Origin of the sequence: Paenibacillus sp. J31TS4, assembly GCF_018403265.1 — a bacterium.
Lineage (GTDB): Bacteria > Bacillota > Bacilli > Paenibacillales > NBRC-103111 > J31TS4.
On record NZ_BOSI01000001.1, the window covers coordinates 1,802,206 to 1,823,141 of the forward strand.

Here is a 20,936-nt window from a genome sequence, read left to right on the forward strand (position 1 = left end):
GGGGTCGGCAAAGCTGGATGAATCATATTTCCGAAGAAGCGGCCAACTATAGAAGAGACGTGGGAGTCGATGGCCTCCTCCCATGGGAAACGGAATTATTATCAAAAGATGTAAATGTACCAATCAAAATACAAGACGAAACAACCCTTATTCAGGTTTGTTTCGTCTTGTTTCTCCATTGCATTACGGCATGGGATTTTTATGTTAGAGATCATTTTATTAAATAGAGGAGAAATATTATGTTGGAAAGTTAATGGAATGCAGCCAAATTAGAATTATTTTTGGTTTATTTCTTCAACACCATATCGTTGAAATAACTTTTCAAGATTAAGTATCAGATATTGTTTTGCCTTCTCCGTAATTTGAATATGCGATTTTTGGTGATGTGTCATGAAAATTTGACTTTCAGTTTTTTTATTATTTGGGTATAAATCCTGTTTTAAATCTCTTACTAAATCGATCAGGGAGATCCCATGTTTTATGGCACCCTTCAGATAACGTCCTTTGGTTATTTCAACATAATAAGGGTACCGTCCATGGGTCCGTTTGTAAAAATAGTCTGTTGAGCCTATCTCTTTACTGTCGTCGAAACCAGATGTTATGGCGTATCCAACAATAATAGGCGTCATATTACCATTATGGTCTTGGCTAATCACAGCCATAAATAAAGTTTGGCCATCTTTAATTCCTCGGGGACGTCTTCTAAAGAATGTACGGTATGGATCGTCGTAATGCTTTCTTTTGCGGTCTAAATAAATGTCTTCGTTAGGCACACGATCGCCACTATTGCCTTCAAATTTTATCCATATACCTGTATTCGAATTACTAGAAACAATATTGGTTTCTTGCCGGAGCACATCTTCAAGAAAATCATTGTTCTTCTCAGTTGTGCTGGAATCTAAATTGTTATTTTCCTTCTCATTTTCTATTTTAGCTCCCCATTTTATTTCGTTTATAAAGGTTATAGGATTTTCATTTTTCTTCTGCTTAAGGTTGGGAAGTATCTTGTTAATAATTCTCTTCTCTTCATCAATTCTTGCTTGGTCAAGCTCCCAACTTCCATCTCCAGTATTTTTCATTTGTATCAATAGACCCGTAAAATAATCGTTACATTCCTTTGCGAAAATCGGTTCGTCTTCCATAAACATTCCAAATTCAAAATTTTTATAGAATCCCTTGAATGTAAAATTCGCAGATCCTAGAATTACTGACTTATTATCAAATATGTATAGTTTTGTATGAAGATCCTGCAGAGCGTAGATATTGGTGCCAGCTTGAAACAAACGATCTAGACCTTCAATATTACTGGCCCCGTTAAGAAAATCAGCACGATAAAAACGTGTTATAATATTACAGCGAATATCTTCTGTACTTTCTAACACTTCAGCTAATGCATTCGCAGTGGTATAACCTATATAAGGAGAAATAATATTAATCTCATTTTTTGTTTTTGATAACAAGTTAAAAAAGGTGCTACCAAACTTAGCATCAATCAGATGAATCGACACTAATCATCTCCTCCTAATTGGTCCCATGGTTAAAATAACCATATTATAGTATTCATTCCGTGTAAACCCATAATAACTTAGATTCAAATATCACAACTCATGTGAAAAAAAACTGTTGTCAATTTTAATTAAAAAAACAAAAGCATCCTCTCCTTGAACAAGAGTTGCTTTTGTTTTTCGTTCGTGTCACGGTTTTCGCTTCAAGGTGGATATCCGATCACTCTAGAGTTCAATCTTTCAATAAAAGTAGGTTCATAAGGGTTATAGAGCTAATAACCCTATTTCAATATTTTTCTCTCCTTTAACAACCACTTTCTCAATTAAGGTATGTAACAGTGGTTTAGCTTCTTCTACAGGCAATACGTCTATTGCATGCTCTACATTTTTAATTCGATCTTGAATAATTTTTTCCAGGTCCCCCAAATTATATGCATGGACGGGTTCGTTTACCTGGTTTAGCAAGCCGACCGCTTCGTCGTATCTTGCTTTTTCTTGTTTCAAATCATCAAGCTCTATTAACCCATTAGAATAAGCTTCGACTTTACGGGTATATCTTCCTCTTGCAGTCTGTACTTTTTTCTCAAATTCACTTCGTTTACTCTCCATAAATTTCTGCTTCATGGCAAGTGAAATATCTGAAATGGTATTTTCGAAAAGTCGCTTTAACCCGGCTTTAAACCACGCCTCAATCTCATCCGCTCGATACTGCTTGCTTATGCATGTGCCTTTGTTTTTATTTGCGGAGCAACGATACACTCGGTATCGGTTATTTTTTGAACCTGAGTATGCAACACTCATCCCATATCCGCAATTTCCACATTTTAATAAACCTCCTAGTAGATGCGGACTAACTGTCCCCCTCGGCGGCATTTTGGGATTCAACTCTATCTTTTTCCGCACCCGTTCCCAAATTTCTTTTTCGATGATTACCGGTAAGCAGTCATCCACAATAACCCATTCTTGTTGATCTTTCAGCTCCCTGGTTTTCTTTTTAGCATCAATTTTATTCCATGCGAGCGTTCCTTTGTAAGCTTCATTGGTCAGCATCAGCTTCACTGTCCGATGCGACCAACCACGTTTGAATTTCGCCGGTATTCCATCTTGATTAAGCCCCGTCGCGATTCGTAAATAGCTGTAGCCCTTAATCAAGTATTCGTTGAATACACGAATTACGATTTTTGCTTCTTCTTCGTTGATCACAAGCTCCTTATCTTCATTTAGATCATATCCATAGGGAGGCTGGGTGAGCCACTTCCCGCCCTTAGCTGCATGTAACATATTTTCAAAAACACGCTCACTGTTACGTTCACGCTCAAATTCAGCAACTGCTCCCAGCACTTGAAGCGTGAGTCTGCCTGCAGGAGTATTTGTATCAAACGCCTCACTAATAGAAACAAACGAGACGTTATGGTCTTGAAAAAGTTCGATCAGTGTAAGCAGATCAAGTAGTTTACGACTCATACGGTCCAGTTTTGTTACAATGACCTTTGAGATTCTACCTTCCCGTACGTGCTTTAACAATTCCTTTAGCTTCGGACGATCCACACTTTTTGCCGAATAACCATCTTCGATATAGAGCGATATTTCCGAGGTCCATCCTAAGGCTTTACAATAGGCTTTTAAACGCTCTTCCTGCTCTCCAAGTGACAGACCTTCCCTCGCCTGTTCGTCCGTTGATACGCGAATGTAGAGGGCCAGAAAGGGTACGTGCCCAACACTCATTTTTCCCAACTCCCTTATTGCCATTGTATAGCTCAATCCCATTTTCATTACAACCCTAAAAAAGGGTTGTCCTTTCCACCACGCTGCATAGACATGTAGCGAGGTGATGCTTAAATAAATAATCTACAAGTTACTTTTACTGTTACTACAGACGTCGGCAAAACTGCTTTTAACGAGTTGGAAGAACTGGAAAGACCGGCACAGCAAGAGTTAATTGACTGGTTGGATATACTCATGAACACCGCAGTACAATCCCTCTTATCGCAACAAATAGGCCCTGACGAAGCAGCAAAAGTGACTGCATCCATTTCCACCAATTTTGACAGACAGTACGAGCCTTAACCGGCTCGTACTTTCATTTTTACCTGAGATAACGCCGCATAGACTGAATTAGAACTAAGCTCCTTTATGAACGGACGGCTGGGCTTCGTATTGGCACATCCGCATCCTGCGGGAGATGGACCTGACGTCCGAGGAGACGATCGAGTTCGCCAAGCTGAATGCCGGCGTCGTCCAGCCGTCGCGGCACAGCCTGAACCCGTATTACCTCGGGCTCAAAATTTTCGAGGACATTGAGAAGCGCTGGGACGATCCGACGCCCGAAGAGCGTGAAAGAGACGGCCGACTGCCCGGCCAGGGCCGCAGCAAGCTGTTCGAGGTGCGCGAGCTCGACTCGGACACCTCGTTCATCCGCAGCTATTTGACGAAGCAGTTGGTGGAGGATCTCGATCTGTACGTTTTTGAGAAAAAGGGGCCGGAGTGGAAGATTACGGACAAATCGTGGGAGAACATCCGCGACCAGCTGGTCTATTCGCGCATCAACGGGGGGTTCCCGTGCATTCTGGTGGAGAACGGGAACTATCTGCACAACGGGGAGCTGTACCTAAAGCATGAGTTCGAGGGAATCGAGCTGGATCTCAAATACGTCGAGCGGACGATGCCGTATGTCCATCGGCTGTGGGGCAAGACGATCCATCTGCAGACGGTGATCGAAGACAAACCGGTCCTGTTCAGCTACGATGGCAAGAAGCAGACGCGCCGGTTTTTGTGAGAGAGTCCCTCTAATAAAGAAAGCTCGCTCCCCTGTGGTCCGCGGACGCCGTAAGGGGAGCGAGCTTACTATTTGCGCATTTTACGCTTTGTCTACGCTCTATTTGCGATATTGTGCACTTCCGCGCTTATTGGTTGTAGGTCTCGACGTCCTTGGCGGCGAGCTTGGTATCCGGCTCAAAGGCCACCGCGTATTTGACGTAGCCGTGCTCGTCCTTGGCGTCCTTGCCGTCAAATCCATTCGCGTTCAGCATGACGCGGGAATAGCGGTAGCCTTCCTGGTTCAGCGTCCGCTGGATCTCGCCGGCGGCCTCCAGCATCGTCTGCGGCGTGGCTCCCTCTGCATTCAGGAGAACATACAGCGACATCAGCGGGTCGAGAACAAGCCCCTTCTCCCACTTAGTCTCCGGCGGAAGCTCGCCCTTCACGACTTCGAGCTGCGGATCGACCATCTTGATCTCCAGCGGCAGTGCCGGCTGAAGCAGCCCCTTCAGCTCGACGCCGGCCTCCTTCGCCAGCCGCTCTATCAGCTCCGTGTCGAGATTCGCGTACCGGATGCCGTCGCTGACGACACGGGGCATCGCTCCCCGAACCGTGAAGTCGTACTCCATTGCTTTCCCTTTCTCGCCGCTCGTCCCGATCTCCACGACTTGGTACGCATAGCCGCTATCTTTGAAATTATAAAAGCCGTCTTTGACCCGAAACTCCCGGCCCGGGTAGGTCTCGGCCAAATACCGCCCCACCTCCCGCCCGCCAAGCCATTTGCTGACCGGATTGCCGTTGAACGCGTTATGGACGAAGCCGACGGCGAGGACCAGCACCACTAGCAGCGTCCAGTAGACCAGCTTCTTCTTGCTCCGCTTGCGCTTTCCTTGGATCACACTCACTCCGTCCCTCCTCCCTTCCGAATCTTCACGATCAGCCACCCCATCGCATTGCCGGCGAGTGCAAAGCCGTAATGTAGAGCCGCCGTCAACGCGGCCCCGGCCATCGCCGGCAGGAATCCGGCGGCGATTCCGCCGTATATGGTCTCGCCCTTCCCCATGTCGCTCAGCGTGTCCCCTAGCGACCAGAGGAAGATCGGCACGAACGCCAGCAGGAAGACCAGCTTGCTGTCCTTGTAGAACAGGTAGGTGACGGCGCCGAACAGGCAGTACCAGCCGATGAAGCCGAAGCTCTCGTTCAGCAGGGACGCCCGCATCGCCAAATAGAACGAGATGGCGGTAAACAGCATCTGGTAGAGGGACAACCTGCGCTTGATCCGCTTCATCATGGTCTCGTAGTCCGGCTGCTCGGGGACAGGCTCGCTCGGCAGCGGCTGCCGGGCGGTCTGCAGCAGCTCCGCCAGCTGCTCGTCGTCCCGGGCCTGCTCCTCCACCCACCGGGCCGTCTCCTCGCTCAGCAGGCCTTCCACATACAGCGGGAGCAGATCCTCCACGATATGGCGTTGTGTCTTATTGTCCATCATACCCTCCCAGCTCTCGGTGCAGGCGGAGCTTCGCCCGGTGAAACCTCACCCGGGCCACGTTCTCGCTCTCTCCCACCAGCTCCCCGATTTCCTTGAACGACAACTCTCCGTAAATCCGCAGCTCCACGATCTCCCGGGAGACCGGATCCAGCTCCCGGATGGCGGCCAGCAGCCGCTGCTCGCCTTCCTTCGCGATCACCTGCTCCTCCGGCGTGGCGGATTCGCTCCGGTCCGGGGCCAGCCTCGCGGCCAGATCGGCCTTGTACCGCTTGGAGCGGTAATAATGGCTCAGCTTGTTCTTGGCGATGCCGAACAGCCAGGTCTGCACGGTGGATCGGCCGGAGAACGAGGCGGCTCCCTTCCACGCTTCGTAGAAGACGTCCTGCGTCAGATCCTCTGCCGCCTCCCTGCTCAGCGTCTTCACGTAGAAGAAAGCATAGATTCTCGGTTGAATGGTCGGATACAGCTCTTCCAGCTCCATGCCTTCCCTCCTGCGCGTCCTTCGCTTCACCGCAAACCGGTTTGCTGCGGTCTGTCTATTGGATTAGTACCGCGGCGATTCGTTTCGTTACAGGCGTCTCCAAAAAAAAGCCATTCCCTGCGTTCCCGCCGGAATGACTACCTTCTGCGGTTGTTCCCTAAGATAGAGGCTACCGCAGCCGGGGGAGGAAAGCTACCTGGCCTTAGACGGGAGGACCCAAACAAAAAGCCGCCCCATAGGGCGGCTTCCTCGATTGCGGCTTACTCATCGTCGCCGAAATCGACGTTGTGGTACACCTGCTGCACGTCCTCCAGATCCTCGAGTACGTCGATCAGCTTCTCGAACTGGGGCTGCACATCGGCCGGGAGCGTCAGGTAGGTCTGCGGCAGCATCGTCAGCTCCGCTACCGAGAACTCGGTGATGCCGGCGTTTCGGAACGCCTCCTGCACGGCATGGAATTCGGTCGGCTCCGCGTAGACGATTACTGCGCCGTCCTCCTCCAGCAAGTCGCGGGCGTCAACGTCCGCTTCCATCAGAATCTCCAGCACTTCCTCGGCGGACTTGTCCTCCACACCGATAACCGCGGTCGCGTCGAACATATACGCCACCGAACCGCTGACGCCGAGGCTGCCGCCGTTCTTGGTGAACGCGGCGCGCACCTCGGACGCCGTCCGGTTGACGTTGTTGGTCAGCGCGTCGACGATGACCATGGAGCCGTTCGGCCCGAAGCCCTCGTACCGCAGCTGGTCGTAGTTCTCCTCACCGCCGCCCTTGGCCTTCTCGATCGCGCGGTCGATGATCGCCTTCGGCACATTGTACGTCTTGGCGCGCTCAAGGACGACCTTCAGCGCCCGGTTCGACTCGGGATCCGGCTCTCCCTGCTTGGCCGCCACATAGATCTCGCGGCCGAATCTTGCATATATCCGACTTGTGTTGGCGTCCTTGGACGCTTTCTTCTCTTTAATATTATTCCATTTACGGCCCATATTGTTCCCGCTCTCTTTCAGCTTTGAATCTGCACATGGCGCTTCCATGCGCATCGTCTATTATATCGCTAGGCGGGCGTCCCGCGCAACTGAAAGGAAGAGAAAGGAACCCGGCACTAGATGTCCCGTCTCAGCGCCTTGAGCACGTCGATCTCCGTCGCTTTGCGCGCCGGCTTCATGCCCGACAGGATGGCCACCCCGACGCTGATGGCGACGGAGATGAGCACAAGCGAAGGCGGAATGGAGCTGAAGGTGAAGTCGAGCGGCTCGCCGCTTGAGTTCTCGTTCATGCTAGAGATTACCATCGGGATGAAAAAGTTCACGGCAAGGCTGATCACATACGCGACCGCGGTGCCGATGGCAGCGCCGATCACGCCGATATAGCTGCTCTCGAGCAGGAAAATGCTGCGGATCGCGGACGGCGCAGCGCCGATCGCTTTCATGATCCCAATCTCCTGCGTCCGTTCGGTGACGGCCATCGTCATTGTGTTGAAGATGCCAATCGCCGCTATGAGGACGGCGATGGCCCCGATGAACAAGAGGCCGATCTTGATCATGACGAAGACGGTATTCAGCTGCTGAAGCTCATCCATGACCGAGTGCGCATTGTACTTCTCCTTGATCGTCTTGGAGATCCCGAGCACATCCTGGACGTCCTTGGCGTACACCTTGACCTGCTGGTAAGAGCCGTCAAAATCCTTGTCCCAATAAAATTTGTAGATCTCCGGGTACGCTGTACCGGAGAACTGCACCGTCGTGTCCTCCAGCCACTCACGGGTCGGCTTTGCCGTAATGCCGACGATGGTTACTTCCTTCTTAAGCTCCGTCGGCTTCGCGTCCTTGCCCGGCACTTTGCCCGGAGCCTCCTCTCTCTTTTGGAACGAGACCGTCATTTTCTGGTTCAGCAGCTCGCCCTGGAACTTCCCTTCCTTCCCCTTGGCGAGATGGTCCGCAAAATGGTAGCCCACCACAACCTCGCTGTCGTTCTGAGGGAACCGTCCGGCGGACAGCTTCACGCCCGATTTTTGATCGGACGGGAAGTCGGTGAACAGGGCGTTGGAGGAGTTTTCGTAGTCCCCGACCCGATAGAGAATCGCCTCATGTACGCCGTTCTTGCGCGTCACCGCGTTCACATTGGGCAGCCCTTCAAAATACCGGACATCCGCGTCTTTGAGGGAGAGGTCCTCTTCCACCTTCTCGTCCTTGGGCATTTTGGGATAAACGGAAATCTCCGTCACCACGCCGTTCGACGTAATCTCTCTCTCGATGCTCTCCTGGAAGCCGAAGCCGACCGAGGCGAGCACGATGAGGAAGCAGCAGCCCATCGCCGTCGCGAGGATGGTCATGAACAGACGGGTGCGATTTTTCTTCATGTTCTGCCGGATGAACCGGTACTTGTCTGCGAATTTCATTACCCGAGCACCTCCTGCGCGACAAGCGAGCCGTTGTGAATGGCAACCGAGCGGTGAGCGAAGGCCGCCACCTCCCGGTCATGCGTGATGATAAGGAACGTGGTGTTATGCCTCTGGTTCAGCTCCCGGATGAACTGCAGGACGGTCTCCTCCGTCTCGCTGTCGAGACTGCCGGTCGGCTCGTCCGCCAGAATGAGCCGGGGCTTCAGTACCATGGCACGGGCGATACCCACCCTCTGCTGCTGGCCGCCGGAGAGCTCGCTCGGATAAAAATGTGCGAACTCCTCCATGCCGACCATCGCCATTGCTTCCTGGACGTAGGCCGCCCGTTTCTTGTCGTCGACGCCCTTGAGAATGAGCGGCAGCTCGATGTTGGCGAACGCCGTCATGCTCGGGATGAGCTGGAAGCTCTGAAAGATGAAGCCCATATGGTTCAGCCGGAATTTGGCCCATTGCGTCTCGTTCAGGCCCGTGACGTCCGTCCCCGCGACGACGATACGGCCGCCGGTCGGCCTTATGTAGCCGGCGATCAGGTTCAGCAGCGTCGACTTGCCCGAGCCGCTGCGTCCGAGCACCGAGACGATCTCCCCTTCCCGAACGCTCAGATCGATGTCCCGCAGGACGGGGACGATCTTCTCTTGTCCTTTCTTGCCTATCCGAAACTCGTGGTGGAGGTCTCTTACCTCGATCAATGCGAACACTCCTTGCATGAAAGAATCGTTGCGGCGGGTTCTCACCCGCCTGTTGTCTGGACATAAGAAAGACGGATCGGAGGCCGATTTTGTATCCGGCTGCGGCAAATTTGTTACATGGGATTTCCTTCCACTCCTACTCACGATAGCCCCGATATGGCCCGTTCGGGCGCTCCGCACACAAACCTTTTGCGTTTCCTTGTTCGCTAGTGTCCGCTCAATTTTCGCACAATAAAAGACGGTACCCTCAAGTAGGAACCGTCATTTCTATGGTTGTGTCTAGTATATGGCTGCCTCTAGTATATGGCTGGGTCTAGTATATGGCTGAGTCTAGGCACCTTCGCCGCCGTCCGGGCGTCCGAGCCACTGCACCTCGCACCCCGGCTCGATGTCCAGGATGGCGAACGGCTCTCCGGCTGCAAACGGGCGGCGGACTTCAACCAGCAGCGTCTTCAGGTCCTGCACGCCCCGAAGCGTCGCCTGACCGCCCCCCTCTCCCTGCACGAGCTTGCCCGCAAACGGCGTAAGCGGACCGTCCGCGGATGCGGCGAAACCGAGCGGCAGCGGATACCGGCTGGCCAGGCGGTCCCCTTCCAGCGCGTCCACAATGCCTTTGGACAGCAGGAACGAATCGGTCAGCTCAATCACCGTCCCGGCCCCGTCCGCCTGTAGGCTCGCTGCCGTGTAGAGGGCACTCGCGTGTCCGGGGCCGCGGCGTACTCGGAGCAGGCCGCCCGGCGCACCGGACAGCGTGCCCGCGACCCGCAGCGTTCCGCGCGCCGCATCCGTCTCCGTGACGGGGAGCCAGCCGCCGTCTCGGCCCCGGGCCGCATGCGCGCCGAGGACCGAGGACGCCGACGCCAGGCAGGCCGTCGCGGCGACCGTTCCGTCCGGCGCGAGCCGCAGCCAGGCCGCGCTCCCGTCCACGCGCCAGATGCCGCTGCGCCCGGTGTCGATCGCCGCCCGAAGCGGAGCGGGACTGTAGAACCACAGGTCCCGCTCGCCCCCGGCCAGCTCGACGCAGACGGCAGCAGCTCCGTCCCCCATGCCGCGCCGTTCGTCCTCCGCCGCCGCTCCCTCCACGGTGACCGGCAGCCGGGTCATGCGGACGATCGCCTGCGGGGCGTCCCCGCTCCGTGTGGAGAGGGCGGAGACGAATGTCCGGACCGGCTTGGCGCTTCGCCGGAGGAGGATCGGATGCTGCCGCTCGCCCTCGAGCGACGGGCACAGCCCGGTGAACCAGCGGTCCCCGTCGTCCAGCCCGTGCCAATCGAGCGTCAGCCCGCTCTTCGTCCGCCAGGAGGCACGGACGGCCTCTCCACCGGCGGCATATTCGCGGAGGGCGTAGATGTAGCCGTAGCCGTTGTTCGGCTCCGGCGTCCACAGCCGCTCCTCCTCGCCGTCCAGCAGCGTCGTGAACGTCTCGCCGGTCGTGAGCCGCTCGCCGAAGCTGAGGCCCGGCGCATCGAAGTACGGCTTCTGCAGCGCGTCCACGCCGGCGAGCGTCCAGTGATCCGCTTCGATCTGCCGGGCCGAGCCGCCGAGCGCCAGCTCGCTCTCCTCGTGGAAGGCGTGGAACGCATAATCGGCCTTCCCCGCTCCGTCGACATGGAAGAAGTCTATCACGTACGATCCGGCGCCCGCCGAAGCGATGCCCAGCATGCGCTGGTAGGCCGCGATTCCATATAGGGCGGGCGCTTTGGCCTCCATTGCCGACACGTCTTCTCCGTCGTACAGGAACGCCAGCTCGCCTCCGGCAAACGGCTTGACCAGCTGCTGCCGGGCAAGCTTCTCGTCGCAATCGACGACGACCGTATTATGCGCCACCGTCTTGGACGCCCAGCCGTAATGCGCGTTCGTGCCGTAGATGCCGTAGCCGATATCCGCCGACACTTCCCGCCCCTCGGCGTAATACGTGAAGGCGAGCACATCGTCGTGGCCGTGCGTGTTGTTCGGCCCGTACCGCAGCAGCACCGCTGCCCCGTCACGACCACGCAGGATGGCGATGCCCGCCTGGCCCATGACGGTAGCCCCGGCCGGCAGCACGTTCTCCTCCTTCGCAGACCGGCCATCTTCATGGGCCGGATGCGTGAAGAACAGGTCCGCTCCCTTGCCGCCCAACTCGCCCTCTAGAAGCGGATACAGCGGGCGCATCCCAGACGCCGCCCGCTCCCGCATCCCCTCGTCCGGGGTGAATTGGTAGAAGTAGAGCGCCGCCCGGTACGCCTCGGTGAGCAGCTTGCGATCCGGGTCGGTGCCGACAACCTCGTCCCGTCCCCAATCTCCGTAAGAGGGCGCATGCCCCTGGCACAGCATCGCGAGCGGGTTCTCCACGGCGAGCCGGAAGAAGCGGTCGCAGGCGAACGGATGGAACGCCTCTAGCTGCTCTTCGGTCGACGCCCGCATCGCGAGGAGTGCGATATCCAGAAAGACGGTCGCCGTGAACAGCGAGTAGCCGTACGAGCCTTCGTAATACATGCCGTCCCGGCCGATTGCGTTATAGAAGTACGCCTCGACCACGCGGATGCCCCATTCCCGGTACTCCGGCACATCCAGCGCCAGACCGACGGCGAGCATCGCCCGGACGCCGTCCGCTTCGTGGTTCTGCAGATTGGTCAGGTTGCCCCCGCGCAGGTCGTACACCGGCCCGCCCGGTTCGTCCAGCAGGTAATCCGTCAGCATGCACTCGATACAGGTGCGCATCGTTCCGCTGTCGCCGAGTCGGCGCAGCCCTTCGGAAGGAGCGTCCAGATCGGGATGCCCGGACAGCCAGTCGTAATCCATGGCGAGGCAGACTTTGACCCGATAGACGATGCTGGTCAGCAGATGCAGCCGGCCGATCTCGAAGCCGCTTCCGTAGGGCGTGAAATCCCGTGGTCCAATCGTGCCCGGCCAGATAGCCGAGAACGCGTCGAGCAGAACGAGCGCTCGCCGGGCGTACCGCTCCTCGCCGGTCAGCATGTACAGGTAGGTCAGCTGCGTCACGAGCCCCTCGTGGTTCCGGACGCCGCCAAGCAGCTCCCCCGCCATGTAAAAGTTCCACATGCCGACGGGATAGTACGCCTTACCCTCCGTCACGAAGCCTTGCCCGTCGTCCGCGAACCGCTCTCCCGGCAGTGCTTCCCCGCAGGAGGGGCAGATGACGCGCTTAACGGGCAGCTCCGCGATGCCCGACATGATGGCTCGCTGCTCCGTAGGCAGGAGAGGCAGAGGCTTGCCGCAGCCCGGGCAGCCCGAGATGCCGTAAGCGAACGCCTCGTCCTTCATGCCGAGCACGCAGCTGTACACCTGCTCCTCGGTCAGTGTCAGATGCTCGTCGCACCGCCGCTGCATCGCCGCCCAGGCGTCTGCAGCCCAGGGCAGCGAGGCGATGTTCCGCTTCGCCTGCCCGATCTGCTCCTCCGTGAAGTAGAAGCCCCGCTCTTTGCTCGTAGGGCTCGTCGAGCCCTTTGTCGTTCCCATGGGCTATCGCTCCTTATCCTTTTAACGAACCGACCATGACGCCCTTGACGAAGTACTTCTGGATGAACGGGTAGACGCACAGAATCGGCGTAGTCGCGACCATGATGGTCGCCGCCCGGATAATGTCCGGGGTAATGAGATTTTCCGGCTTGGCCGGGTCGTACGTGTCGTACTGCTGGAACTGCGGCGATGCCTCGATGATGATCTTGCGCAGCACGTTGCCGAGCACCGTCTTGTTCGGATCCTGGATGTAGAGGAGCGAATCAAACCAGGCGTTCCAATGCGCGACCGCGTACCAGAGTGAGATCGTTGCGACGATCGGCATCGATACCGGCAGCACGATCGACCACAGAATCCGGAATTCCTGCGCGCCGTCGATCTTCGCCGATTCCTCGATCTCCTCCGGAAGCGACATGAAGAAATTGCGAACGATAATCATCGTGAACGGGGCGATCAGCCCCGGCAGGATGAGCGCCAGCCGGTTGTCCAGCAGCCCGAGCTCCTTGATCAGCAGATAGTTCGGGATGAGACCGCCCGAGAAAAACATCGTGAAGATAATAACGGACGTGTAGAAGTTGCGGTTCGGCAAATACTTCTTGGACAGCGGATACGCGCACAGCACGGTGAACAGAACGTTTAACGCCGTGCCGACGACCGTCCGGAAAATCGTGTTGGCGTAGCCGGTCCAGATCATTTTGTTCGAGAAGACGATCTTGTAGGCCTCGAGCTGGATTTCGCTCGGCCACAGCTTGAGCCCGTACTGGTTCGCCGCGGCCGGCGTCGAGAACGAGACAATGATGATATTAAGGAACGGATACACCGCCGTGAAGGCGAACAGGGAGAGAAACGTAATGTTGAACGCGTCGAACGCCTTCTCTCCTGCCGATTTTTTGCCTATGGTCATGGACATGGTTCCGCCTCCTTACCAGATCCCGTAATCGCTGAATCGTTTGACGATCGTGTTGGTGGCGACGATCAGAATGAGCGCGATTACGTTGATGAACAGCCCGGAGGCCGTCGACAGCCCGTATTCCATCTGCGTGATGCCGATCCGGTACGTATAAGTGCTGAGCACATCCCCGACCTCGTAGACGGCGTCGTTGTAAAAGTTGAAGACCTGGTCGAAATCGTCGTTGATGATTCCCCCGACCGCAAAAATAAACATAATCGTGATGACGGGAAGCATGGAGGGCAGCGTAATGTAGAGCATCTGCTTGAACCGGCTCGCGCCGTCCACAATCGCCGCCTCGTAGAGGGACGTGTCGATGTTCGACAGCGCCGCCAGGTAGATGATGGAGCCCCAGCCGACCCCCTTCCACACCTCCGTCGAGACGAGCAGCGTGCGGAACCAGCTCTTGTCTCCGAAGAAGAAGATCGGGTCTCCGCCGAGCATCGTAATGAAGTAGTTGACGACGCCGCGCGTCGGGGAGAAGATCTCCATGAACACGCCGGCCAGCACGACCCACGACAGGAAGTGGGGCAGATAGCTGAGCGTCTGGACGAATTTCTTGAACAGCACGAGACGAATCTCGTTCAGCAGAATCGCCAGCACAATCGGCGCCGGGAAGCCGAAGACGAGCTTATAGAACGACAGAAGGAGCGTGTTGCGGAACGCCTTGGGAAAATCCCTCCCCGACAGCAGCTCCCGGAAGTTGTCGAGCCCGTTCCACGGCGAGCCGAAGATGCCGTCCACGATCCGGTATTTCTTGAAGGCGAGCACAATACCGTACATGGGCATGTACTTGAAGACGAGAAAGAAAAGCAGACACGGCAATAGCATCAAAAACAAGTAGCGGTATTTAACGTACGACTTGAGCCAGAGGCGGAATTTGCCCGGCTTGCGGCTGGCGGCAGGGGCCGCGGCAGCGGTGTTCAACGTTCTTCACTCCCTTGGAGAAACAAAAGGACGGCCAATGAACCGCTCTTGACCGTCCGTCTATTCCTGGTTTATTTCAAAGACTGGTACCACTCGTTCGCTTCCTTCGTCAGCTGTTCGCCGCCGTCCTTCATCCACTGCTGGACGAACTTGTCGAATTCGTCGTGCGGCTTGTCGCCGTTGATGATGGAGGCGAACGTCTCGCGCTGGAGCTTCTCGAGGTTTTTGGAATACTTGGCCTGGGACGGAAGCGTGATCTTGACCGCATTCTCGTAGCCGGCGCCGTCGTACTTGAACAGGGCGTTCGTCTTTTCCTTATCCTTGGGGTCCGCCCACTTGGCCGCGAAGTCCGGGTTGGCGAACGGCGAGAAGGTGATGTGCAGGCCGAGCTTTGCCTGCTCCTCGTTCTTGCTGAACTCCTGCTTCATCTTCGGCTGCAGGCCGCTCATCTCGTACGTCTTGTTGAGATCGCCGAACTTCACTTTCATGAACAGGTCGTAGTCGCCGTAGATGGAATCCCAGATCTGCATGATCCGTTTCTTGACCTCGGGGTCCTTGGCGTCCTTGCCGAGCGCCATGTACGTCGTGCCGGAGATGCCCGGCGCCGGATTGCCCCACTTGCCCTCCGGTCCCTTGACCGGCTTGCCATAGGCAATGACGGCCTTCGGGTTGTTCTGGGCCAGCATCTTGACGTTGTCCCCGCCGGGGAAGTCTTTGGCCGGGTCAGCGGGCGACCAATGGTAATAGGAGCCATGACTGGACATGCCGATCTTGCCGTTGACGAAGTCGTGCGAGATCGCCCAGTAGCCGCCGTTGTTCTCGCCCGTCGGCAGCACCCATTCCGGCGAGATGAGGTCGTCCTTTTTCATCTGGCGCAGGAATTCAAGCGCTTTCTTCGCTTCCGGCATGACGCCGCTCCAGATGAGCTTGCCGTCCTTGTCCTTTTGCCAATATTCGTTGTACATGCCGAACGCGCCCCATACCTGCTGCATGCCTGTCGTCGAAATGCCGTACGTATCCTTCTTTCCGTTGCCGTCCGGATCGTTGTTGCGGAACTTGACCATGGCGTCGCGGAATTCGTCCAGCGTCTCCGGCACCTTGCTAATACCGACCTTGTCGAGCCAATCCTTGCGCCAGGCGACGGCCCAGCCGTAGACGCCGTCGGTGTTCAGACTCGGGATGCCCATGTACTGGCCATCCTTCTTGACGTACTTCCAGCCATTCGGGTCGTACTTGTCGACGAGCTTCTTGTAGTTCGGCATCCAGTCGTTCAGCTCTTTCTCCGTGAACGTGACCGCGACGCCCTGGTCGATGAACTTCGCGAGATCCGCGCCGCTGTACACGGTCATGAAATCCGGGAATTCGCCGGCCGCGAGCTTTGCCCCTAGCAGTTCCTCCCGCTTGGTGACGTCGAGGTACCAGATATTGAACTTGACGTTGAACTTCTCCTCGAGCAGCTTCTTGCTCTCCGAGTTCGCGTCAACCGGTCCGTATTGATACGTCAGCCAATCCAGCGTAATCGTCTTGTCCTTGGCTTCGCCCGTACCGGCCGGCTCCTGGGATGCCGACGGCTTCCCGTCGTCCTTGGAGCAAGCGGCCAAACTGGCCGCTACCGTGACGGCCATCGCCGCCGCGGATACTTTTCTCCACTTGCTTGTTGTCATGCAAACCCCTCCCCTTTTTACGGTCCATCGTTTCCTTCTTTCCAAGCTGGGCGTCTCCCCCGTCAAGCTGCATCTGCCAGCTCAGCTGCACCTCAGCAAACCCCAATAGTGTCCAAATTTAAGATATTTTTCCATCAACGGCCGTAAAAAAAGCCCTCACCGACCAGCGGCTCCGCTAGGGAAGCGGAGGCGGAGCCGTTGTCCCAGTCAAAGAACGTGAATTCGCCCACGATGCCGTTCCGTTGCGCGTCTATCGTCACCGCGGACGCCTCGCCAGCACGTCCGGGAATGCCGGAAACACGGCCTGCGGCTTGTCCTGGTACCAGTATGCGACCGACGACAGGTCGTCCGACCGCTCGAACAACTCCCGGCCGTTATGCCCGATCTGCTGCACCGTGACGCGCAGGTCTTCCTCGAAGCAGACCGGGTCGGGTAGATGCCACCGGTACAGGCCGTGCATCGGCATCGCGTCGTCCGCGAACAGCTCGGGCCGGGTGGTGTCGGAGCGGGAGTTGAACGGATAGCCGAGATACGGCGTCGAATAGGTCGCCTCGTGCAGCTTGCCGTCTTTTTTCTCGTAGAAGCACCACGCCCCGCCAAAATAATCCTCCGCCCCCGTCCCGCAGATGGTCGGGTACTCGCTGTCGCCGTCTATGTAGAACTTCACTTCCCCTTCTCCCCACCAGTAACGCTCCAGCGCGGTCCAGGCCAGATACGTCCCTATGTAGCGTCCTCTACCCCGCACGCCGTCCAGAATGACATAGTCCCGGGCGGGCGTCGTGATCTTCTCGCGTCTCCACTGGGCGTGGAAGTACGCGGCCTCCGCCGGCAGCTCATCGACCAGCTGGTAGTTGATCTGGTAAAAGAACAGCGGGATCTCGCCCGGATGCTGGTTCTCCACCGTGATGCGGGCGGACGACCGGAACGGCATCGCCAAATAGCAGTTGAACCCTCCCGTCGGATTCACGACGATCGGCAGGGAGTTAATATTGCAGCGGGCCCCGAAGCCGTTGCAGAAAAAATCGCCGATCGGCACCTCGACCGAGGGCTGCTCCGCCCCGTCCCAGTACATGCGCAGCACGACGTCCCGCAGCACGTACTCTCCGGCGCCGGTCCGGTCCGGAATCGTGATCCACATGCTCTGGATGATGCCGGCTCCCTCGATCTCGGCGATCGTTTTGGTCTCGCCCTCCACCAGAGCGATGTACGGCCGGCCTTTGCGGCCGACGCCGAGGTGGTTCCCTTCCCTTCCGCCCGCGCCGGGAGCGCCAGTCGGATTCTCGGCCGAGATTGACCGGGTCTTCCAGTTGGTCAGCAGGGAGGCGGCGGCGAGGCCGCTCCCGAGACCGTGATGCTGGGTATGCATGACATCCACCTTTCCTCTTGTTCCTATTGCCGGGTCCCGGCCCCTAACCAGAGCCGCGGACCGGATTGTATGCGGCTTCACGGATGCAGAAAGCGGGGCCTGCCTGGGGCACCGCCTCCGTCCAGACCTAGTGGTACAGCGGCCCTAGAGCTGCACAGGCGCGGAAATCGGCTCCTTCGTCCGAGGCGGTCCCGAAGGCGCTCCAGACGCTCGGACGGAAGATCCGCTCCTCCGCTACATTGTGCATGGAGACCGGAATCCTCAGCATCGCGGCCAGCGTAATCAGCTCCGCCCCGATATGGCCAAAGCTCAGTGCGCAGTGGTTCGAGCCCCAGGCGTCCATGACCGAGTAGACGTCCCGGAACACCCCCCTGCCCGTCAGCCTCGGCACGAACCAAGTCGTCGGCCAGGTCGGATTCGTCCGCTCATCCAGCGCGTCGTGCATCGCGTCCGGCAGCTCGACCGACCAGCCTTCCGCCAGCTGGAGAACTGGTCCCAGTCCGTGTACGAGGTTGAGGCGGGCCATCGTAAGCGGCATCCCGCCCTCGGTCCGGTAGCGGGTCGAGAAGCCGCCGCCCCGGAAGAAGTCGACGGCCGGCCGCCACGAGACGGCCTCGAGGCAGGCATCGGCCTCCCGCTCGGTAATCTCCCAGAACGGCTTCATCGCGGGCCGTCCGTCCATGCGCTGCCGGCCGGTCCCGTCGAGGGACGCCGGTCCCGAGTTCGTCAGATGGAGGAACCCGCCGGCCGCAAGCCCTTCCGGATCCTGCCCGGTGACGCGCCGGACGGCGGCGGGGCTCCAGTAGGTGCGCACATCGGCGAAGATCTGCGCGCTGTCCGTCAGCAGATGCCCGAGCAGCATCGTCACCCCGTTCAGCGTATCGTTCTCGGTGGCGAGCACGAACGGCTCGCGGATGCCGTTCCAGTCGAACGAGGAGTTAAGGATCGCCTCCATGAAGTCTCCGTTCGGGAGGTAGTCGGTCCACTGCCGCTGCCCCTGGAAGCCCGCGGCGATCGCATGATGCCCGAGCGCTTCCTCCCCGAAGCCCATCTCGGCCAGCTTGGCGTTGCCGACCATGAGATCGCGGGCGATAAGGGCCATCTTGACGACCGTCTCCCAATCCCGCTCCTTCTGCTCCGGCGTACGCCTCTGATGCTCGGGGTTGAGGTCCTCCCCCTCCCGGCAGCGGGCCTTCGTCCAGGCGAGCGCGCGGTCGAATTCCTCGCGGTCGTAGATGCCCCGCCCCATCCGGCGGATGAATTCCGTCATGTCGACGTATTCGTTGCGCATGCCGAGATAGCTCCGAAAGAACGATTCGTCCGCCACGCAGCCGGCGATGCCCATCGAGACGGAACCCATCGACAGATAGGCCTTGCCCCGCATCGTCGCGACGGCGAGAGCCGCCTTGGCGAACCGGAGCAGCTTCTTCTCCACGTCCGCCGGGATGGCGGTGTCACCGATGTCCTGCACGTCGCGTCCATAGATGCGGAATACCGGCAGCCCGATCTGGCTGTGGGCGGAGACGGCGGCGGCCAGATAGACCGCGCCGGGCCGCTCCGTTCCGTTGAACCCCCAGATCGCTTTGGGTGTCCATGGGTGGGTGTCGATCGTCTCGAGCGGATAGCACCAGGACGGGGTTACCGTAATGGACACCCCGACTCCCTCCCGCTCGAACTTGGCCGCCGTCCGGGCGGCCTCCGCCACGCCGCCGATGCACGTGTCGGCCACGACACATTCGACCGGCAGCCCGCTCGCATGCCGCAGACGTCCGCTCAGCAGTCCGGCGACCGTACGGGCCATCTCCATCGTGACCTCCTCCAGCGATTCGCGGATCCCTCCTCTCCTGCCGTCTATCACCGGCCGGATGCCGATTTTGGGCATCTCGCCGGTCAGTCGGCCGCTCTTGGCTTCTTCGCCGGCCAGGCGGCTGTTGTCGGGCTTGTCACCGGTCAGGCGATGGTTCGCTGCAGGTACCCCCATTCGTCTCGTCCCCCGCTTCCCGCGGCCGGTCCTCCTGCGCGGCGGCAGGCGGGCCTTCGCCGTCTTTGGTATCCGTTATCGTTTACATATCGAGGACAAAGCATCTCACCGCACCGTCAGCTCGAAGCGCGGCGAGAAAATTCTCCTTTCGCGGTCTCTCGCGTCATCTTCCAGCCGTTTCAGCACTAGCTCGGCGACCGCCTCCCCGATCTGCTGCGGGTTCTGGTAGATGACCGACAGCCGGTTCGTGAACAGGGTGGCGGCGTCCAGCTCGCCGAAGGAGACGACCTCTATCGCGTCCAGCGGAATGCCGAGCTCGCGCAGCCCCTGATAGAACCCGTAGGTCATCTCGTTGTTCGCCGAGAAGACCGCTTGGGGCGGTTCGTCTCTAGTCATCCAATACTTGCAGGCGTCCCTCCCCGACTGCCGGGTGTAATCGCCGGCGAAGACCAGATCCTCCCGCGCCTCCATCCCGAGCCGGCGGATGGCCTTCCTCGCTCCCTCCGACCGCTCCCTGGCGGTCGAAATGCTCTCCGGCCCGTTCAGCAGGGCGATCGCCCCGCTCGTGCCGTACTTGCCGAGCAGGTAAGCGACCGCTTCCTCGGCCGCTCCGGCGTTGTCCTCCACGACCGAATCGGTCAAGACGCCGTCCACCGCCCGGTCGACGAGGACGACCGACGTCCCCGAATGGGCGATATGAGAGATCAGCTCGCCGTTCTCTCCTGTCCCCGCGAGCACGAGCGCTTCGATTCTCATGCCGAGCAAGAGCTCGATCGCCTCCAGCTCCTTGGCCGGATTCTCCCCCGAGTCCATATAGATCAGGTGGTAGCCGTTCTCCATCAGGCGCTGCTGCACGATGCGCGCCATGGTCATGAAATACGGGTTCGTCATATCCGGAAGCACGATGCCGACCGTCCTGGTCCTCTCCTGCTTGAGGCTGCGCGCCAGCGCGTTCGGCTGGTAATTCAACTCCTTCATCACCTGCTGGACGTGGCTGCGGATCTGTTCGCTCACGTAGCCGCTCGCATTCAGCACGCGGGAGACGGTGGCAGTCGAAACGCCGGCAGCCTGTGCGACATCTTTTATCGTTAAGGATGGCAAGTTGGATTCCACTTTTCCTAAATATTTGCAAACATGAGATAACGTTTACAGACTCAATCTAACATTCCAGTAAAAATTTGACAAGGAAAAGTTTGTATCCGCTGTCAAAACACAAGGGACTCCCTCGGTCCTTGTCTCCCCGCTCCAGCCCCTTAGAAAGCGAAGAA

16 protein-coding genes and 1 pseudogene are annotated in these 20,936 nt (G+C 57.6%); 1 reads left to right on the plus strand and 16 read right to left on the minus strand.

Going from position 1 to position 20,936, the window contains the following annotated elements; translation table 11 throughout:
• Positions 1 to 275: 275 nt before the first annotated feature.
• Together KJS47_RS08435 and KJS47_RS08440 are read right to left on the minus strand one after the other, a co-directional pair.
• Entirely contained in the window at positions 276 to 1,508 is a 1,233-nt protein-coding gene (locus tag KJS47_RS08435; protein ID WP_213524450.1) for a phospholipase D family protein, read from the minus strand.
• 261 nt (positions 1,509 to 1,769) lie between these two features.
• Positions 1,770 to 3,230: a recombinase family protein gene (locus tag KJS47_RS08440; protein WP_213524452.1), complete on the minus strand. Its 1,461-nt coding sequence runs from the start codon at positions 3,228 to 3,230 to the stop codon at positions 1,770 to 1,772.
• Positions 3,231 to 3,645: 415 nt separating this feature from the next.
• Between KJS47_RS08440 and KJS47_RS08445 the strand changes: the two are divergent.
• Positions 3,646 to 4,281: pseudogene (locus KJS47_RS08445) on the plus strand (SpoVR family protein); the annotation flags it as partial.
• 127 nt (positions 4,282 to 4,408) lie between these two features.
• Here KJS47_RS08445 and KJS47_RS08450 read toward each other — a convergent pair.
• From KJS47_RS08450 to KJS47_RS08510, 14 genes are all read right to left on the minus strand, one after another.
• Positions 4,409 to 5,167, minus strand: coding sequence for a YfjL-like protein (locus KJS47_RS08450; RefSeq protein ID WP_213524454.1), 759 nt, complete (start codon positions 5,165 to 5,167; stop codon positions 4,409 to 4,411).
• Positions 5,164 to 5,745 carry an anti-sigma factor gene (locus KJS47_RS08455; RefSeq protein WP_213524456.1) on the minus strand — a complete coding sequence of 194 codons (582 nt, stop codon included), beginning with the start codon at positions 5,743 to 5,745 and terminating at the stop codon, positions 5,164 to 5,166. Before KJS47_RS08455 ends, KJS47_RS08450 begins: the two co-directional genes overlap by 4 nt.
• Positions 5,735 to 6,229 (minus strand): RNA polymerase sigma factor, encoded by a 495-nt coding sequence (locus KJS47_RS08460; protein WP_213524457.1) that lies wholly within the window; start codon positions 6,227 to 6,229, stop codon positions 5,735 to 5,737. The genes KJS47_RS08455 and KJS47_RS08460 overlap by 11 nt, the downstream gene beginning before the upstream one ends.
• A gap of 260 nt (positions 6,230 to 6,489) precedes the next feature.
• Positions 6,490 to 7,215 (minus strand): YebC/PmpR family DNA-binding transcriptional regulator, encoded by a 726-nt coding sequence (locus KJS47_RS08465; RefSeq protein ID WP_213524459.1) that lies wholly within the window; start codon positions 7,213 to 7,215, stop codon positions 6,490 to 6,492.
• A 116-nt stretch (positions 7,216 to 7,331) separates the two neighbouring features.
• Complete coding sequence (locus KJS47_RS08470) at positions 7,332 to 8,627, minus strand: ABC transporter permease (RefSeq protein WP_213524461.1); 1,296 nt, start codon at positions 8,625 to 8,627, stop codon at positions 7,332 to 7,334.
• Positions 8,627 to 9,319 carry an ABC transporter ATP-binding protein gene (locus KJS47_RS08475; RefSeq protein WP_213524462.1) on the minus strand — a complete coding sequence of 231 codons (693 nt, stop codon included), beginning with the start codon at positions 9,317 to 9,319 and terminating at the stop codon, positions 8,627 to 8,629. Before KJS47_RS08475 ends, KJS47_RS08470 begins: the two co-directional genes overlap by 1 nt.
• 330 nt (positions 9,320 to 9,649) lie before the next feature.
• Positions 9,650 to 12,781 carry a heparinase II/III domain-containing protein gene (locus tag KJS47_RS08480; RefSeq protein ID WP_213524463.1) on the minus strand — a complete coding sequence of 1,044 codons (3,132 nt, stop codon included), beginning with the start codon at positions 12,779 to 12,781 and terminating at the stop codon, positions 9,650 to 9,652.
• A 13-nt stretch (positions 12,782 to 12,794) separates the two neighbouring features.
• Positions 12,795 to 13,691 carry a carbohydrate ABC transporter permease gene (locus tag KJS47_RS08485; protein ID WP_213524464.1) on the minus strand — a complete coding sequence of 299 codons (897 nt, stop codon included), beginning with the start codon at positions 13,689 to 13,691 and terminating at the stop codon, positions 12,795 to 12,797.
• Between the two features lie 12 nt (positions 13,692 to 13,703).
• Entirely contained in the window at positions 13,704 to 14,657 is a 954-nt protein-coding gene (locus KJS47_RS08490) for an ABC transporter permease (protein ID WP_249716179.1), read from the minus strand.
• A gap of 71 nt (positions 14,658 to 14,728) precedes the next feature.
• On the minus strand, positions 14,729 to 16,321 hold the full coding sequence (locus tag KJS47_RS08495; protein WP_213524465.1) for a type 2 periplasmic-binding domain-containing protein: 1,593 nt from the start codon (positions 16,319 to 16,321) through the stop codon (positions 14,729 to 14,731).
• A gap of 134 nt (positions 16,322 to 16,455) precedes the next feature.
• Positions 16,456 to 16,581, minus strand: coding sequence for a hypothetical protein (locus tag KJS47_RS24240; RefSeq protein WP_283772061.1), 126 nt, complete (start codon positions 16,579 to 16,581; stop codon positions 16,456 to 16,458).
• Positions 16,578 to 17,687 carry a glycoside hydrolase family 172 protein gene (locus KJS47_RS08500; protein ID WP_213524466.1) on the minus strand — a complete coding sequence of 370 codons (1,110 nt, stop codon included), beginning with the start codon at positions 17,685 to 17,687 and terminating at the stop codon, positions 16,578 to 16,580. The genes KJS47_RS24240 and KJS47_RS08500 overlap by 4 nt, the downstream gene beginning before the upstream one ends.
• Before the next feature lie 127 nt (positions 17,688 to 17,814).
• Positions 17,815 to 19,569, minus strand: a complete 1,755-nt coding sequence (locus KJS47_RS08505; protein WP_213525030.1) for an L-fucose isomerase — start codon at positions 19,567 to 19,569, stop codon at positions 17,815 to 17,817.
• A gap of 204 nt (positions 19,570 to 19,773) precedes the next feature.
• Positions 19,774 to 20,769: a LacI family DNA-binding transcriptional regulator gene (locus KJS47_RS08510; RefSeq protein ID WP_213524467.1), complete on the minus strand. Its 996-nt coding sequence runs from the start codon at positions 20,767 to 20,769 to the stop codon at positions 19,774 to 19,776.
• Positions 20,770 to 20,936: the final 167 nt, after the last annotated feature.